Genomic DNA, 15,868 nt, shown 5'->3' on the forward strand with positions numbered 1-15,868 from the left:
AATCGAGGTATGAGTCCAACCAAGGTTGAAGACATGTATGATGCGGTGATCGTGGGTGCGGGCGGGGCCGGTCTGTCCGCAGCGCTGGGATTCTACCGCAGCCAGGAGGTCGCTGATCTCAGGGATCGGGGCATCGAGCCCAAGGTGTTGGTGATTTCCAAGTTGCAACCCCTGCGATCGCATACCGGATCCGCCGAAGGCGGCATAGCCGCCAGCCTCGGCGACATGGAACCCGACGAATGGCAATGGCATTACTACGACACCGTGAAAGGCGGCGATTGGCTCGTCGATCAGGATGCCGCCAAGTTGTTGGCCAAGGAGGCCGCCCACACCGTACGTGACCTGGAGCATGACGGAGTCGCCTTCTCCCGTACCGAGGATGGAAGAATCGCCCAACGGCGTTTCGGAGGCCATACCAGCGACTTCGGCAAAGCCCCGGTCAAACGTGCCGCCTATGCCGCCGACCGGGTGGGCCACCAGATTCTGTTCGCCCTCTGGCAGCAATGCGTGGCACAGGGCGTTGCATTCGCTGAGGAATGGTACGTGACCGATCTTGTACTCAACGCCGATCATACGGCCAGCGAAGGTGTGGTCGCCTACGACGTCGCCACCGGCACGACCCATGCCATCGCCGCGCGCAACGTGCTCATGGCGACCGGCGGTGCCGGACGCCTGTTCCATACGACGTCGAATTCCCACGATCTCACTGGCGATGGCATGGCATTGGCCTTGCAGGCGGGTCTTGATCTCGAAGACACCGAGTTCCTGCAGTTCCATCCCACTGGTCTGGCGCACACCGGAATCCTTCTCTCGGAGGCCTCGAGGGCCGAAGGTGGCGTATTGCGCAATGCCACGGGAGAGGCATTCATGGAACACTATGCGCCCGAGCACAAGGACCTGGCCGCGCGTGATGTGGTTTCAAGGGCCATTCGCAGCGAGGTTATGGCCGGGCGGGGCGTCGCCGACCCGAAGGATCCGGAAGGGCCCAAGGACTGTGTATGGCTCGATATGACCGGCATCGACGCCACCCGAATGCATGAGGTGCTGCCACAGGTGGTCGAAACGATCCGGGATTATGCCGGGCTCGATCCCGCCACGGACCTCGTGCCGGTCAAACCGACCGCGCATTACACGATGGGCGGCATTCCAATCACCGTCGATGGCGAAGTCTACATTCCCACAGCCGACGGGCGTCAGATTATAACGGGAATGTATGCGGCGGGCGAATGCTCGTGCGTCAGCGTGCATGGAGCCAATCGCCTTGGAGGAAACTCCCTGCTCGACGCATGTCTGTTCGGCACTCGCGCCGGACGCTCCATCGCCACCCGAGTGGCATCCGATCCGGTTGCCGCATCGGATGTGGAAGGTGACACGCACGCCCTTGCGCAGGAACTCGTCGATGCGTCGAATCGACGCAAAGGCATCATCGACACACTGCTCGAATCCGCTGACTCTGCAGAGGGAACGTCCCAGAGCGACAACGCCTATGCGCTCATCGCCGATCTCGGCACCTTCATGGAGGCGCATGCAGCCGTGGTCACCGACGCCACTTTGCTCGACAAGGCAATGGCCGCATTACGAAACGACCTCATTCCACGTTCTGAGCTACTGCATGCCCATAGCGATTCCAAAGTGTTCAACCAGGAGATCACCGCGATTCTCGAGGCGCATCATCTCTGCGAACTCGCGCTGGCCATGCTCACGGCCACACGCGCCCGTGAGGAGTCCCGCGGCTCGCTCTATCGCAGCGATTTCCCCGAGCGTAACGATGCCGAATATCTCAGGCATTCATTCGTGAACCTCAACGGCGACGTCAGCTGGGCGCCGGTGAACATCGTAGACATCGAACCAGGCTCGCGCTCGTACTGATTCCAGCCGTGACCGGCGCAACCGTGTGAATGTTGCACCGGTCACGGCTTTTGCATGCGCGCGCATATACAATATGAGACAGTATTCGACACTGTGGAAAGGCATTGCATGAGCTCCCCATCCTCCGTCATCCAAGCGACGGTGACATTGCGTGTGCACCGCTTCACCCCGCGTCCCGAACGGGAGCGCCGACATTCGTCAAGTCCGTTCGGCAGGCGCGGCGGCTCGCCGTTCGCGGATTCCGCACGCGCCGGCAGGCCACGCGGCAAATCCTGGGTGCAGGAATACGAGTTGCTCGTGCGTCCTGAAGACACGTTGCTTGACTGTCTGCTCACCATCAAACGCGATATCGACCCGACACTGGCATTCCGCTATTCCTGCGGCCATGGCATGTGCGGTTCGGATGCCGTCGCCGTCAACGGCACACCCACGTTGCTGTGCACGGCACAAGTGCAGGATTGGGTGCAGCGGCTACCCAACATCTCCTACCCCGACGACGAGGGATTCCGCCGTACCGGCGATGTCGACGACGCAGACAACGCCAACGTATTCGAGGAGGATCTCGCACATCAGATCGACGAGGGGGATCATCTGGGTGTCATCGAACTCGCCGCACTTCCCGGTTTCCCGGTCAAGCGCGATCTTGTCGCCGACATCGATTCGATGCTCGAACAGATTCGCCGTCTCAAACCCTACCTCATTCACCACAATGCCATCAAGACCCGTGAGGACGGCAAGGTGGATGTGCTGGAGTATCTGCAGAATCCACAGGAACTGGCCAAGTATGAATTGCTCAGCAACTGCATCGCCTGCGGCGTGTGCGAGGGGGCGTGCCCGGTCTATGCCGGCGGCGAGGCGTTCATCGGCCCGGCGGCGCTCATCAATCAGGCGCGATTCATCAACGATTCGCGTGACACTGCAACCGAGGAACGCCTTGAGGCCCTTGACACCGCCGATGGCGTGCAGGCCTGCCAGTCGGTGCGGGCATGCTCTAGGCAGTGCCCCCGCGGCATTGACGTGGGCGAGGAGATCTGGCAACTCATTGCGCAGGTGAAAGAGCGGTAAGGAAGAATGAATATGGACAGAACGTCATTCGAAAACCATGCGCGGGCATGGGATTGGATTGAAACCCGCGAATTCGCGCTTGAACCCGACCTTGTGCATGAGGCGCGCACGCTGATGCAGGAAGACAACGACCCGTCGGTCTCCGCATGCGAAGGCGCCATGCTCAGCATGTTCAAGACGATGTCCGGCGCATCGTCGGTCATTGTGATCGGCACCGGATCATTGGTACAGACGGCTCGAATCGCTTGTTCACTCAATGACGACGACAAACTCACTGCCGTCGACTCCACACCTCAAGGTCATAGCCAGATCAAGAGACTATTCCGCACCGCCGCCACGATGACCCGGGCCACGCTGCGCACCGTCAACGCAGATCCAACCCAATTCTTGTCGCGTCTCAACGGCGACGACTACGATCTCATCGTTGTATGCGGCGATGCCTCGAACTACCCTGCCGCCTACGAGCAGGCACCGCGATTGCTGCGCAGACATGGCGTGATCATTTTCACCGATGTGTTGGCCATGGAATCGCCGGATTCCAAAGGCGGTCTCACCAACCCGGCGGATCGCGGCGACAAGGCCGTGGCCATGCGCGAACTCATCGACGCCGTGACCGATGACGACCGCTTCATCTCCGCACTCTCCCAGACCGGCTGGGGTATGCTCATCGCCACATTGCAATAATTCGGCATGGTGGAGCGGATCGGAATTGGATTCCCGTGATTCGCACCACCATGCCATACGGATCAGTGCGCACCGGTCTGCCTGGGAACCATGCTGGTGGCGACATCGACGGCCTCGTCGATGTCGTCGGTGATCGTCACCAGATCGGGATCGATGTTCGAGATCATGCCCCGTTCACGCACCGGCCCGTCAATCCAATCGAACAGCCCTCGCCAGTATGCGGAATCGAAGAGCACAATCGGCATTTTCGCCACCTTCTGCGTCTGTACCAACGTGAGCGCCTCGAAGGTCTCGTCCAACGTGCCGAAGCCGCCGGGGCAAACAATCACGCCAGACGAGTACTTCATGAACATCGTCTTGCGCACGAAGAAGTAGCGGAACGTCATGCCGAGGTTGATCCACTTGTTGAGCCCCTGTTCATGCGGCAATTCGATTCCCAGACCCACCGATTTGCCCCCGGCCTTGGCAGCACCCTTGTTCGCCGCTTCCATGATGCCCGGGCCGCCTCCCGTGATGACGGCAATGTCTCGCTCGGCGATCTTCGCGCCCATTGCGACGGCGGCCTTGTAGTCCTTCGTATTGGGCTCGACACGTGCGGAACCGAAGATGCTCACGGCAGGACCGAGCTCGGCCAGCGATCCGAAGCCATCCACGAATTCGGCCTGAATGCGCAGTACACGCCATGGGTCGCGATGCAGCCAATCCGTGTCGGAATCATTGCGCAGGAAGCGTTCCGAAGTGCTTTCACTTGGAATCATCTTGCCGCGCAACAACACCGGTCCCTGCGAATAGGTCCGTCCGAGCGGCTCCTCCGCATGATTCATCGTCTGCCCGCCATTCGCATTCTCCTCATTGTTGGATTGCATGCCACTCCTTCGATTCTGTGGTGTATTTCCAACTGCGAGTGTAGCGAGTGCAGACCCCGGCCATGTAACATGGCCACCTCAGCTGCGGGAGTCTTCTTCCTTGAGTTGCGCCAGATCCTGCTCGGCATCCCTACCCATGGTCTGGGAGACCACAACGGTGCCATCCCGGAGCGTGCGCGTGGCCTCGAGGGGGCGTTCCATCGCGGCCAAACGCTCCTCGACGGAGTCCATGCGGGCGAATCTGGCCGACTGCCGGCTCAGCAGCACCGCCGACACCGCAGCCGCCACCAGCGACCCCAGAAGCACGCCGAATCTGGCCTCCGCGGAAAGCTCAGCGTTCGCATACGCCAGCGATGCGATGAGGAAGGAGACGGTGAAGCCAATGCCGCAGGCGATTGAAGCCGGGAACATGTCGCGCACGCGCAGTCCCTTGGGCATCGCAAACGGGCCGATGTGGGTGGACAGCCATGCGGTGGCCATGATGCCGAGCGGCTTGCCCACGAACAGCGCCACGATGATGGCGATGACCACCGGAGAGACCAGCAACATTGGGGTGATCGAATCGAAGTGCACACCAGTGGCGAAGAAGGCGAAGATGGGCAATGCCAGCAACGCCGAGAACGGCTGCAGCTTGTCGGCATACCGTTCGGCACGCGGCGAACGTTCGCCGTACATGGCACGTGCAGGCGTGAGCAATCCCACGAGCACGCCGGCCAATGTCGGGTGCACGCCGGCCTCGTACATCATCACCCAAGCCAGAATGCCTATGACGGCCACGCCGAACCATGGCACCTTCTTCATGCGCACCAGGAAGTACCAGGCAACCGCGCAGATCGCAATGCCCACAAACCAGTACCAGGCGTTGAGCGACGAGAAGAACACGGCGATCAGAATGATCGCCAACAGATCGTCCACCGTGGCGAGCGTCATCAGGAAGGCACGGATCGAGCCAGGCAACGCCTTGGCGAACAGCGCGAGCACCGCCAGCGAGAATGCGATGTCCGTGGCCGTGGGAATCGCCCATCCGTGTGCCGTCTCGGCAAAACTGAACATCGAACCGTTCGCGATGATGAGGCTGCCCGGATCTCCGGCACCGAAGTTCGAGAACAGTGAGATGACGGCAACGAACAGCACCGGCGGCACCAACATGCCGCCCACCGCACAGAGCATCGGCACCGCGGCCGCGCGTACATTCGACAACGAGCCGGTGGTGAGTTCCTGACGCAGCTCGAGCCCGACGACCAGGAAGAAGATCGTCAGCAGGCCGTCCTGAGCCCAATGGCCCAACCCCATGTCAATGTTGGTTCCCGGAATGCCCAGATGGAAATGCGAAAGCTCTTCGAACCAGTGGTAGGTCGCCGGCAGATTCGCCAGCACCAGACCGAGCAACGCGAATCCGAGCATGATGAGACCTGATATGCGGTCGGATGCCGCCACTTTCCGAATCGATGCCCACACTCCACGCTGCCTGTTGCTCATGCCGCCCTCGCTGTACTCCTATGCCAATATCCAGCTATCCATTATGCCGCATTCACCCGCCATACGCCCAATGGGACGCCCCCGCTCATACACAATCCGCAAAATCCGCGGCCACGGGTCCCACTCCCAGCTTGCAAAGCGCTGCGTCTAGCTGCCTGCACATCCGCTCGATCACGCGCACAGGGCAAGCGAGGTTGATGCGTTCGAAACCACTGCCCTCCTGGCCGAACAGATATCCTTCGTCGAAATAGAGCCTCGCCTGTTCGTGCATGAACGTCTCCAGCTCATCATTCGAAAGGCCCAGCCCGCGGCAATCCAGCCATGCCAGATAGGTTCCCTCCGGCTCGATGAGCCGTATGCCGTCGTGGGTGTCGGCGAAGGCACGTACGGTGTCGAGATTACGCCGCACCACCGCGAGCATCTCCTCGAACCAGTCCTCGCAGCGGGCATAGGCGGCCATGCATGCCACCATGCCCAGATGATTCACCGTGCTGCCGCCGGTTTTCGCCGCGGCGATGTCGAACTCCTGCTTCACCTTGGCATTGTGGAAGATCGCGTTCGAGCACAGCAGACCCGCCAGGTTGAATGATTTCGACGGTGCGGTGAACTCGATGAGATGGTCTGCATACCGCTCCCCCAACGTGCCGAACATCGTCACGGCGTGCCCGGGGTGTTCAAGATCGCCATGGATCTCATCGCATAGAATCATCACATCGTTGGCCACGCAGATGTCGCCGAGCATACGCAGCTCCTCGGCCGTCCACACACGGCCCACCGGGTTGTGCGGATTGCACAGCATGATCGCCTTGCAGCGCGGGTCGGAGGCCTTGCGTTCCAGATCCTCGAAATCCATCGAATACCGACCGGTCTCCCCATCAAACAGCAGGGCGTTGTTGAGGATCTCCAGACCATTGTTCATGGCCGCGTTCGTGAACGGGTAGTACACAGGTCGCTGGATGATCACCGCATCGCCCGGATGGGTGAACGCACGCAACGCCGTGTTCACCGCCGGCATCACGCCCGCCGAAAGCGAGATGAGCTTCGGATCGGCCTCAAGACCATGGCGGCGGCGCATCCAGTCGCACACGGCGGCCAAGTACTCGTCGGTGGCATAGTCATACCCGAATACATCATTGCGAGCAGCATCCACAAGCGCCTCGACGACGGCCGGCGGCGTGACGAACTCCATATCCGCCACCGACAACGCCAGCACATCCTCATGACCGACACCCAGCTCGGTCTCGATCATCTTCCATTTCACCGAAGTTGTGTCGTGCCGCTCTGGCCAGGTTTCGAAATCGTACATATTCCCTTTCCCTCCGTCGCTGCGGTCTGTTCTCTCATACGGTGGGTCAGCTTAACGTCGCCATGTTACGGCGGCAACACCACAGTTCACGAATGGGTTACGGCCAACATCGCGCCGCATGCAATTGGAAAAGCCCTTGAGCGTATGCACGTTCAAGGGCTTGTTGTGCGCGAGACAGGATTCGAACCTGCGACCTGCTGATCCGTAGTCAGCTGCTCTAATCCGCTGGGCTACTCGCGCATGCTACCTGAATCGCATGCATTTGCACACAGTTCACATAGCCAAGTGCGCGAGACAGGATTCGAACCTGCGACCTGCTGATCCGTAGTCAGCTGCTCTAATCCGCTGGGCTACTCGCGCAATTGCTTGCTTCAGGCAACTCGACTAACATACAACGTTTCATGGTCAATCACAACTTCGGCGTGTCGAAATCGTGAAGATGACGGCATTCACAGGGCATGGATCACACGTCGCCGCTCGGGCCGGACCATCTGCGGAGGCACGCCCTCCGTCACGCAATCGGCATTCACCACCACTTCGGTCACATCGTCCATGTTCGGCAATTCGAACATCGTCTCCTCGAGAATCGATTCGATGATCGAACGAAGCCCTCGGGCACCCACTCCCCGCTCCAGTGCGGTGCTGGCGATGGCTTCGACGGCGGCGTCGGTGAACGTGAGCGTGACCCCATCGACTGAGAACAGTTTCTGGTATTGCTTGAGCAGCGCGTTCGTGGGTTTGGTGAGTACGTCCTTCAGATCGTCCACCGTGAGTTCTCCCAGCGTGCACACCACCGGCAGGCGCCCTATGAATTCGGGAAGCAGGCCGAACTCCGCCAAATCGTCGGCATTCACCTGTCTGTATATCTCGTGTTCGTCGATCGGATTCACGCGCCACGACGCCCCGAAACCGCTTTCATGCCGACCCAGCCTGCGCGAGACGATCTCGTCGAGCCCCACGAAGGCGCCTCCGCATATGAACAGGATGTCGCTGGTGTCGAGTTCCACCGTCTCGCCGTCCTTGTGCCTATGTGCGCCGTCGACCGGCACATGTACGAGCGTTCCTTCGAGAATCTTGAGCAGTGCCTGCTGCACGCCCTCGCCGGAGACGTCGCGGGTCATCGACGTGTTGTCGCCGCTCTTGCGCGCGATCTTGTCTACCTCGTCGATGTAGACGATACCGTGTCGCGCACGGTCCACGTCGCCGTCAGCCGCCTGCAGCAGACGTGACAGCACCATCTCGACGTCATCGCCCACATAGCCCGCCTCGGTGATGGAGGTGGCGTCGACGATGATGAAGGGCACCTGCATCGCCTTCGCCAATGTCTGCGCCAGGTAGGTCTTGCCCACGCCGGTCGGTCCAAGCAATAGTATGTTCGACTTCGCCACACTCACCTCGTCGAGCGGATCGAGAATCGAACGTGTCGAATCCGCAAGCCTGGACTGCTCGAACTGGCGGTGTGCATTGGCATCGTGGCGTTCAATCTGCGCGCGTTTGAAATGGTTGTAGACCGCCACGCTGAGTGTGCGCTTGGCGTCGTTCTGCCCGATCACGTATTGGTCGAGCACATCGCGAATCTGCGAGGGCTTCGGCAGTTTCAACACCTCAAGACGCGAGTCCTTGGCGTTCTCCTCGCTCAGGATCTGCACGCAGAGGCCAATACATTCGTCGCAGATCGCCACGCCGGCACCGGCCACCAGACGGTGTACCTCATGCTCGCTTTTGCCGCAGAACGTGCAGCGCTGCACGCCGTCGTTATAGCTGACCACACGTCCCATATTCACCCTCATTCCGCATGCATACAAAAACGGGCACGTGCACTGGGCACGCACCCGTCATTCTAGAACAGATCGCAGATTACCGCATTCGTCAGGCTGCGTCAGGAGCGGTGCTCGAGCACCTCGTCGACGATGCCGTATTCCTTCGCCTCCGAAGCGGTGAGGAACGTGTCGACCTCGATGTCGCGGGAGATGCGTTCACGGCTCTGGCCGGTATGCTTGGCAAGCGTGTTCTCGAGCCATTCGCGCATACGCATCATCTCCTTGGCCTGGATCTCGATGTCGGTGGCCTTGCCGAAGCCCTGGTCGATTGCAGGCTGGTGGATGAGCACGCGGGCGTTCGGCAGCATGAGACGCTTGCCCTTCGTACCCGCCGCCAGAATGATCGCCGCCGCGGATGCCGCCTGGCCGAGGCACACGGTCTGCACATCGGGTTTGATGTACTGCATCGTGTCATAGATGGCAGTCATGGCCGTCATCGAACCGCCCGGCGAATTGATGTACATCATCACGTCGCGATTCGGATCCATGCTCTCCAGCACGAGGAGTTGGGCCATGATGTCGTCGGCGGACGTGTCGTCCACCTGCACGCCCAGGAAGATGATGCGGTCGTCGAATAGACGGGTGTAGGGGTTCTGTGTCTTCATGCCGTAAGGCGTGCGCTCAGTGAACTCCGGCACCACGTACCGGTTCTGCGCGGCCAGGGCTCGGTCACGCGCGGCCGCGGGCTGGAAACCGGCAATGCCTGCAGGGCCTGCGAGACGCTCGGCCCTGGCGACGAACTGTGCTTCTTCGGATGCCATGCTTACTCCTTATCGCTGTTCATCGTCTCGTGCGTGGAGACGAGCTTGTCCACGAAGCCGTACTCCAACGCCTCCTCGGCGGTGAACCAGTGGTCGTATTCGTTGTCGCGGTAGATCTCCTCGATCGTGTGGCCGGTCTGTTCCGCGGTCAGCTCGCCGAGGGTCTTCTTCATGTCCATGATGAGTTCGGCGTTGATGCGCACGTCGGTGGTCGTGCCGCCGATGCCGCCGGACGGCTGGTGCATGAGCACGCGGGCGTGCGAGGTGAGGAAACGCTTGCCCTTCGTGCCCGAACTCAGCAGGAACTGGCCCATCGAAGCGCACATGCCGATGCCCACCGTGGCCACATCCGGTTCGATGAGCTGCATCGTGTCGTAGATGGCCATGCCCGCGGTGATCGAGCCACCCGGCGAGTTGATGTACAGCCAGATGTCGCTCTTTGGATCTTCGGCGGCGAGCATGAGCATCTGTGCGCAGATGCGGTTCGCCATATCGTCCTTGACCTCCTCACCCAGCCAGATGATGCGGTCCTTGAGCAGTCGATTGAAAATCGGATCGGCCGGACCCGCCGGCATGTCTTCACCAGCCATGCGAGGGGACGTGATCAAATCACTCACGTTGTCTCCTTAATCTTTGCAGATTTTCCTATGTGTACAAACCAGCTCTCCCGGCAATCTATTCCCCGTCTGCCGAATACGGCGAACAGATTCGCGCGTCAGCCGAGCACAGTCACCGACCGGCGTTCCACCACACTCAGCGTCGCGTGCGAGGCGAGCAAAGAGATCATGGAAATAAACACCACCGGCACGAACAGGTTCATCGGCGCCTCGGTGAGCTCCATCACCAGGCACATCGCCATGAGCGGGGCGTTCTGCGAGGCGGAGAGCAGGGCGCAGGCGCCGAGCAGCGCGTAGACGCCGATTGAGTTCGTGCCGGTCATCTGCATCCACAGGATCCCGAGGATGCATCCCATCGATGCGCCGAGTGCGATGCCCGGCGTGAGCACGCCGCCGGAGGCGCCCGCGCGAATCGTGAACAGTGTGATGAGCGCCTTGGCGGCGAATGACAGCAACAACAATGGGATCAGCGACATCGTCGGCGTGCCCGAGAATGCCAGCTGGGCGGTGGCGCGGCCGTTGCCCATCACCTGCGGAATCCGAATCGCCACGATGCCGGTCACTGCACCGGCGAGCGGCAGCATCCATAGAATCGCATTGCCGGCCGCCTTGTTCCTCTCGGCCCACTGCGACCCTTTGCGGAACAACGCGCCGCAAACGCCCAGAATCACCCCGGCGGGTATGGCGAAAACCATGAGATCCCACGAGAAGTGCGCATCCACATGCCCGATCACGTAGAACGTGTGCGTGCCTTTGACGAGGGTGGCCACCCAGGCCGCCAGCGTGGAGCAGAGGAAGGAGAGGATCACGGTGCCACCGCTGACATCGACGAGCAGAATCTCCACGGCGAAGAACGCACCCGCAAGCGGGGCGTTGTAGACACCGGCAAGACCGGCCCCGGCGGTCACGGCGACGATTGTGCGCATGTCGGTCGGATTCAGCCGCAGCATGCGTGCGCATCGCTGCGCGAGCATGGCACCGAGTTCGCGCGGCGCCACCTCTCGGCCCACCGACAGACCGGTGCCGACGATGAAGATCTGCAGCAGCACATGGGCAACGGTCTGCCAGATAGGCATGAGTCTGCCTGCCACCGCCTGTTTGACCGACGGGACCGCCTTCGATTTCGTGCGCAGGGCCCACCATGCGATGGCGGCGACCGATGCGCCGCCGAACACCGATGCCGCACGCCTCCATGCCGGCGTCAGAAAGGGGCCGGGCAGTTCCGGATGCTCCACGAAGCCCAGGCACAGGTGTTCGATGGCATAGAGCAGCAATGTGAGCAGCCCCGCGCAGATGCCTATGAGTGCACCGAGCACCAGTGTGGAGACGAGCAACGAGAAAGCGCGGGAGACCACCGGCGGTCGGCCTTCACCGGTGGCATCGGCACGTGTGTTCGCCATCGTCGCGAAATCGTTGTCGAAATGTCCCCCGCTTTCCGCGCATGGGGGCTGGGCGAAGGAGGAAAGAGGCGAATCTTGTTCACTCGGAGTGGACATATCGGGGGCGCTCCAAAGACGTTCGGATATGGGAAGACCCCCGCCGAGGGCAGGGGTCTTGAAGGAAAATGAGATCACTCGGCGTCGGTGCCGTCGTCCGAGGTGAGGTTGTCGGCGACGGCGGCCGCTGCAGCCGCTGCGGCAACTGACTCATCCTCTTCGGCCTGTGCCTCGGCCTCTTCGGAACCGAGGAAGCCACTCAGATCAAGCGGTTCGCCGTCAACGGTGAACTTCACCTGACGCATGCCGGCGAGCATGCCCTTGGAACGGGCCACCTCCTCGACGGCGGAGCCGATCTGGCCGTTACGCATGAGGGCCTGGATGAACATGTTCGGATCCATGCCGTACTGCTGGGCAATCGAGCCGAGGAAGTTGAACACATCGGACTGGGAGACCTGCACGTCGAGCTTCTCGGCAAGGGCATCGAGCACCATCTGGTCCTTGAGCATCTTGTCGACGGCCTCCTCGGCCTCCTTCTTCTGATCGGAGGTCGCCTTGCCGGCCTCGACGCCCATCGACTTGAGCTGCTGCTCGACCATGTTGTTGCGCACACCCTTCGGCAGCGGAATGTCAAGGCCTTCCTCAAGGGTCTCGATGAACGCATCACGTGCGATCGTGGCCTGACGGCCCTCCGCATCGGCCTCGATGTTCTTGCGAATCTCGGCCTTGAGCTCGTCGAGCGTGTCGAACTCGGAGGCCTCCTGGGCGAAGTCGTCGTCAAGCTCGGGAAGCTCCTCGGCCTTGACGGAGTTGACCTTGACCTTCACCTGGGCCTTCTCGCCCTCATGGTCGCCGCCTTCCAGCGTGCTTTCGAAGGTGGTCTCCTCACCGGCCGACAGGCCTTCGAGCGCCTCGTCGAGTCCGTCGAGCATGGTGCCCGAACCGATCTCGTAGCTCACGCCCTCCTGGGAGTCCACGGTCTCGCCGTCGGTCTGTGCGGTCAGGTCGATGTTGGCGAAGTCACCCTTCTGTGCCGGACGGTCGACACCCACGAGGGTGGCGAAACGCTGGCGGAGGGTCCCGAGGCGGTTGTTCACATCGTCATCGCTCACCTCGGCCTTGTCCACTGCGATCTCGAGGCCCTCGAGATTCGGCAGCTCGAACTCCGGACGACGCTCGACCGTGGCGGTGAACTTGAGCTTGGTGTCGTCTGCGGCGCTCTGCGGCATCTCCACGACCTCGATCTGCGGCTGGTCCATCGGACGGATGTCCTTCTCGTCCAGGGCCTTGGCATACATATCCGGCAATGCCTTGTTCACGGCCTCACCCGCAACGGCACCGAAGCCGACGCGCTGGTCGACGAGCTTGCCTGGCACATGGCCTTTGCGGAAGCCCGGAACGGTAATCTGCTCGGCGATTTCCTTGCGAGCATCTTCGAGGTACGGATCGAACTCATCCTGGTCGACGGTGATGGTGAGCTTAGCCTTGGTCGGCTCAAGATTCCTTACGCTGATTTTCACGCTTGCGCTCCTGAAAGTTCTGTTCTATTGGTATATCAACTGCCCCTTGGGCAACCGTTACATGATAGCGCGGGACAGCGACTCGCTGAGCAAGTCGACCTGCCATGGTCTGGCGCCTTGTTGCGCAAGGAATTGGGCCACATCACGACGATGTGGATGGTCCGTCCAGCATAGGTTGCGCAGGATCTGCGGCTTGAGCAGCACGTCGGTAGGGGTGCAGGTGTCCTGCGAGATCTGGTTCAGCACGGCCTTGCACCTCTGGAGCTGCCGGTACCGTTTGGGCTCATGGGTCTGCCAGAATTTCGCAGACCGTGGCGCATTCACCACGTCCTCACCGTGACCAGCCGCTTTGCCGGGAAGCTCGGGAAGCTCGTCGGAAGGCAGGTCCAGCGCCTCCTGGATTGTCCGTTTCCATAGCGACGGCTTGACTTTGCGCTGGATGGGCGCATAGCGTTCGAACATCTTGTCCTGCTCGTTGCCCAGATGCATGCGCACCCGTTCGTTGAGCGAGCGCACTGCACGGAACTGACTGGCATTGTGCGGCTTCCTCTGTGCCGCTTCGATGATCGCGGAATCCGCCAACAGCAACGATGGCGAGATGTCATATTCGCGGGCGAGTCGGTCCCGTTCGGTCCATAGCGCCTTGGCCACGGCGAGTCCTCGACGGTCGCGTTGCAGCACATTGATATGCGATATGCGCATCCACGGCACCGGATGCGGTTTGGGAGGCTGCAATCCCTCGTGCAGGGCATAATCGAACTCCTCCTGCGCCCATTCCCACTTGCCCTGCCGTTTCAGCTCATGCGTCATTGCCCGCTCGAGATCGGAGAGCAATTCGACGTCGAGTGCGGCATAGTTGCGCCAATCGCGAGGCAACGGGCGGTATGACCAATCGGCTGCCGAATGCTCCTTGGCCAGCGTGATGCCAAGGAAATGCGCCGTCACATAGGCGAGGCCGACCCGATGCAGCCCCAATAGCTTGGCGGCGATCTCGGTATCGAACAGCCGGCGCGGCTTCAGGCCAATCTGGGCGAATCCGGGGAGGTCCTGACGTGAATCGTGCAGAATCCATTCCGCGTCGCCCACAGCCTCATTGAACGCATTCCAATCCACACCCTGTTCATCGAGGGCGATCGGATCGAGCAGCGCTATCGGTGCACCGTCGCGTTTGAATTGGATGAGCCAGTCCTCGTGGCCGTACCGGTACCCACTGGCCCTTTCGGCATCGGTGGCCAGTGGGGTGTTCACCGCTGCGTATTGTTCGCAGATGAGTTCGAAGCCAGCCAAGGTGTCGGTGACTTCGGGAACCCCTTCCTTCGGCTCGGTCTGCAACACCGGTTCCTTGTTCACCGAATCCAACGCAGGTCCCTCCTGATGCACGGTTTGCCTTCAACCGTCAAATATAACGAATGCGCTGACACCGGTGTCAGGGATCATGTGTCGGCGCATTCGCCGTCGCTTAGACGTAGACCGTGAATCCGTGGCTCTCGAACTGCTGGCGCACGCGGTCGCGCAACGCCTGGGAAGGTCCCTTCTGGTCCTCCAACGGGTAAGGGATTCGCAGCTCATGCCACTTCGGACGCCCGAGCTGGTGGAACGGCAGCACGTCTATATGCTCCACCGCGTCGCCGAAGCTCTCACAGATGCGGGCCACATTCTCCACGTTCTCCTCCGACGAGGTGAGCCCGGGAACCAGCACGAAGCGCACCCAGATCTTCTTGCCCCTCCTGTTCAACCGCTGTCCGAAATCGATGGTGGGCTGGAGCACTCCCCCGGTTACCCGCTTGTAGGTCTCCTCGTCTCCGGACTTCACATCGAGCAGGCACAGATCGATGTCGTCGATCATTTCATCCGAATAGTTGGCGTTGAGGAAGCCCGAAGTATCAAGGCAGGTGTGCACACCCATCTCCTTGGCCGCCCGGAACACCCGCGACACGAATGCCGGCTGCATCATGGACTCGCCGCCCGAGAAGGTGATGCCGCCTTTCGTGGCTTCGAACAGGTCCTTGTACCGTTCGATCTTGACCACCATGGCATCGAGGTACACCGGCTTGCCGTCGCGCATCTTCCAGGTGTCGGGGTTCTGGCAGTACTGGCAGCGCAGTGGGCAGCCGCTCAGGAATACCGTCATGCGGGTGCCCGGGCCGTCCACCGACGTATTGATGTCCCAGGAATGCACAAAACCTATGTCGCCGGTTTTCAACGCATTGATGCGGTCACGCCGATCGAGTCCGATGGGCGATTCGAATCCTGACAGACCGCCCATGAGCGTCTTGCGCTGGTACTCCTTCGACGACTTGAGCATGTGCCGCGTCGTGGTGCGGAATGCGGATGCACCGTGATTCGACTCTGAATTCGACATGGCTACCTCCAGTATCACTATAGCCGAATGCAAAGGGGCGGGGCCGAAAAGCCCCGCCCCTACCGGCGATAAAATCGCCTCTC

At 61.0% G+C, this 15,868-nt stretch carries 12 protein-coding genes, 2 tRNA genes and 1 pseudogene; 3 read left to right on the top strand and 12 right to left on the bottom strand.

Annotated elements, in window-relative coordinates; translation table 11 throughout:
* Window positions 1–9 precede the first annotated feature (9 nt).
* The 3 genes from OGI63_RS09920 (at window position 10) to OGI63_RS09930 (ending at window position 3,618) form a co-directional block, all read left to right on the top strand.
* A complete protein-coding gene (locus OGI63_RS09920; protein WP_004269123.1) occupies window positions 10–1,869 on the top strand; it encodes an FAD-binding protein in 1,860 nt (619 codons plus the stop codon).
* A 108-nt stretch (window positions 1,870–1,977) separates the two neighbouring features.
* Entirely contained in the window at window positions 1,978–2,934 is a 957-nt protein-coding gene (locus tag OGI63_RS09925; protein WP_004217646.1) for a succinate dehydrogenase/fumarate reductase iron-sulfur subunit, read from the top strand.
* Window positions 2,935–2,946: 12 nt separating this feature from the next.
* Window positions 2,947–3,618, top strand: coding sequence for an O-methyltransferase (locus OGI63_RS09930; protein WP_004217645.1), 672 nt, complete (start codon window positions 2,947–2,949; stop codon window positions 3,616–3,618).
* Window positions 3,619–3,680: 62 nt separating this feature from the next.
* On the opposite strand, the gene OGI63_RS09935 is transcribed toward OGI63_RS09930, so the two are convergent.
* The 12 genes and pseudogenes from OGI63_RS09935 to pflA all read right to left on the bottom strand — a co-directional run bounded on the left by OGI63_RS09935 (window position 3,681) and on the right by pflA (window position 15,785).
* Window positions 3,681–4,484 carry a TIGR00730 family Rossman fold protein gene (locus OGI63_RS09935; RefSeq protein ID WP_004217644.1) on the bottom strand — a complete coding sequence of 268 codons (804 nt, stop codon included), beginning with the start codon at window positions 4,482–4,484 and terminating at the stop codon, window positions 3,681–3,683.
* 230 nt (window positions 4,485–4,714) lie between these two features.
* Window positions 4,715–5,963, bottom strand: a pseudogene (gene nhaA, locus OGI63_RS09940) (Na+/H+ antiporter NhaA); the annotation flags it as partial.
* An 85-nt stretch (window positions 5,964–6,048) separates the two neighbouring features.
* Complete coding sequence (locus OGI63_RS09945) at window positions 6,049–7,269, bottom strand: MalY/PatB family protein (protein ID WP_004217642.1); 1,221 nt, start codon at window positions 7,267–7,269, stop codon at window positions 6,049–6,051.
* A 166-nt stretch (window positions 7,270–7,435) separates the two neighbouring features.
* A tRNA-Arg gene (locus OGI63_RS09950) sits at window positions 7,436–7,509 on the bottom strand.
* A 46-nt stretch (window positions 7,510–7,555) separates the two neighbouring features.
* Window positions 7,556–7,629, bottom strand: a tRNA-Arg gene (locus OGI63_RS09955).
* A gap of 89 nt (window positions 7,630–7,718) precedes the next feature.
* On the bottom strand, window positions 7,719–9,047 hold the full coding sequence (gene clpX, locus OGI63_RS09960) for an ATP-dependent Clp protease ATP-binding subunit ClpX (protein ID WP_004217641.1): 1,329 nt from the start codon (window positions 9,045–9,047) through the stop codon (window positions 7,719–7,721).
* 101 nt (window positions 9,048–9,148) lie between these two features.
* Entirely contained in the window at window positions 9,149–9,850 is a 702-nt protein-coding gene (locus OGI63_RS09965; RefSeq protein WP_004217639.1) for an ATP-dependent Clp protease proteolytic subunit, read from the bottom strand.
* Window positions 9,851–9,852: 2 nt separating this feature from the next.
* Window positions 9,853–10,440 (bottom strand): ATP-dependent Clp protease proteolytic subunit, encoded by a 588-nt coding sequence (locus OGI63_RS09970; RefSeq protein WP_035136458.1) that lies wholly within the window; start codon window positions 10,438–10,440, stop codon window positions 9,853–9,855.
* Between the two features lie 125 nt (window positions 10,441–10,565).
* On the bottom strand, window positions 10,566–11,963 hold the full coding sequence (locus OGI63_RS09975) for a chloride channel protein (protein WP_004217636.1): 1,398 nt from the start codon (window positions 11,961–11,963) through the stop codon (window positions 10,566–10,568).
* Window positions 11,964–12,037: 74 nt separating this feature from the next.
* The gene (tig, locus tag OGI63_RS09980; RefSeq protein ID WP_004217635.1) at window positions 12,038–13,423 is read right to left on the bottom strand and encodes a trigger factor; all 1,386 of its coding nucleotides are present in this window, start codon (window positions 13,421–13,423) and stop codon (window positions 12,038–12,040) included.
* Between the two features lie 57 nt (window positions 13,424–13,480).
* Window positions 13,481–14,782 (bottom strand): HRDC domain-containing protein, encoded by a 1,302-nt coding sequence (locus tag OGI63_RS09985; RefSeq protein ID WP_004217633.1) that lies wholly within the window; start codon window positions 14,780–14,782, stop codon window positions 13,481–13,483.
* A gap of 100 nt (window positions 14,783–14,882) precedes the next feature.
* The gene (gene pflA, locus OGI63_RS09990) at window positions 14,883–15,785 is read right to left on the bottom strand and encodes a pyruvate formate-lyase-activating protein (RefSeq protein ID WP_004217632.1); all 903 of its coding nucleotides are present in this window, start codon (window positions 15,783–15,785) and stop codon (window positions 14,883–14,885) included.
* Between the last annotated feature and the right edge of the window lie 83 nt (window positions 15,786–15,868).

The sequence above is a fragment of the Bifidobacterium sp. KRGSERBCFTRI genome (assembly GCF_025908335.1).

Excerpts from the sequence above, each read along its gene's own strand:
- OGI63_RS09920 (WP_004269123.1), top strand. The coding sequence starts at position 10 with ATGAGTCCAACCAAGGTTGAAGACATGTATGATGCGGTGATCGTGGGT.
- OGI63_RS09925 (WP_004217646.1), top strand. The coding sequence starts at position 1,978 with ATGAGCTCCCCATCCTCCGTCATCCAAGCGACGGTGACATTGCGTGTG.
- OGI63_RS09930 (WP_004217645.1), top strand. The coding sequence starts at position 2,947 with ATGGACAGAACGTCATTCGAAAACCATGCGCGGGCATGGGATTGGATT.
- OGI63_RS09935 (WP_004217644.1), bottom strand. The coding sequence starts at position 4,484 with ATGCAATCCAACAATGAGGAGAATGCGAATGGCGGGCAGACGATGAAT.
- OGI63_RS09945 (WP_004217642.1), bottom strand. The coding sequence starts at position 7,269 with ATGTACGATTTCGAAACCTGGCCAGAGCGGCACGACACAACTTCGGTG.
- clpX (WP_004217641.1), bottom strand. The coding sequence starts at position 9,047 with ATGGGACGTGTGGTCAGCTATAACGACGGCGTGCAGCGCTGCACGTTC.
- OGI63_RS09965 (WP_004217639.1), bottom strand. The coding sequence starts at position 9,850 with ATGGCATCCGAAGAAGCACAGTTCGTCGCCAGGGCCGAGCGTCTCGCA.
- OGI63_RS09970 (WP_035136458.1), bottom strand. The coding sequence starts at position 10,440 with ATGGCTGGTGAAGACATGCCGGCGGGTCCGGCCGATCCGATTTTCAAT.
- OGI63_RS09975 (WP_004217636.1), bottom strand. The coding sequence starts at position 11,963 with ATGTCCACTCCGAGTGAACAAGATTCGCCTCTTTCCTCCTTCGCCCAG.
- pflA (WP_004217632.1), bottom strand. The coding sequence starts at position 15,785 with ATGTCGAATTCAGAGTCGAATCACGGTGCATCCGCATTCCGCACCACG.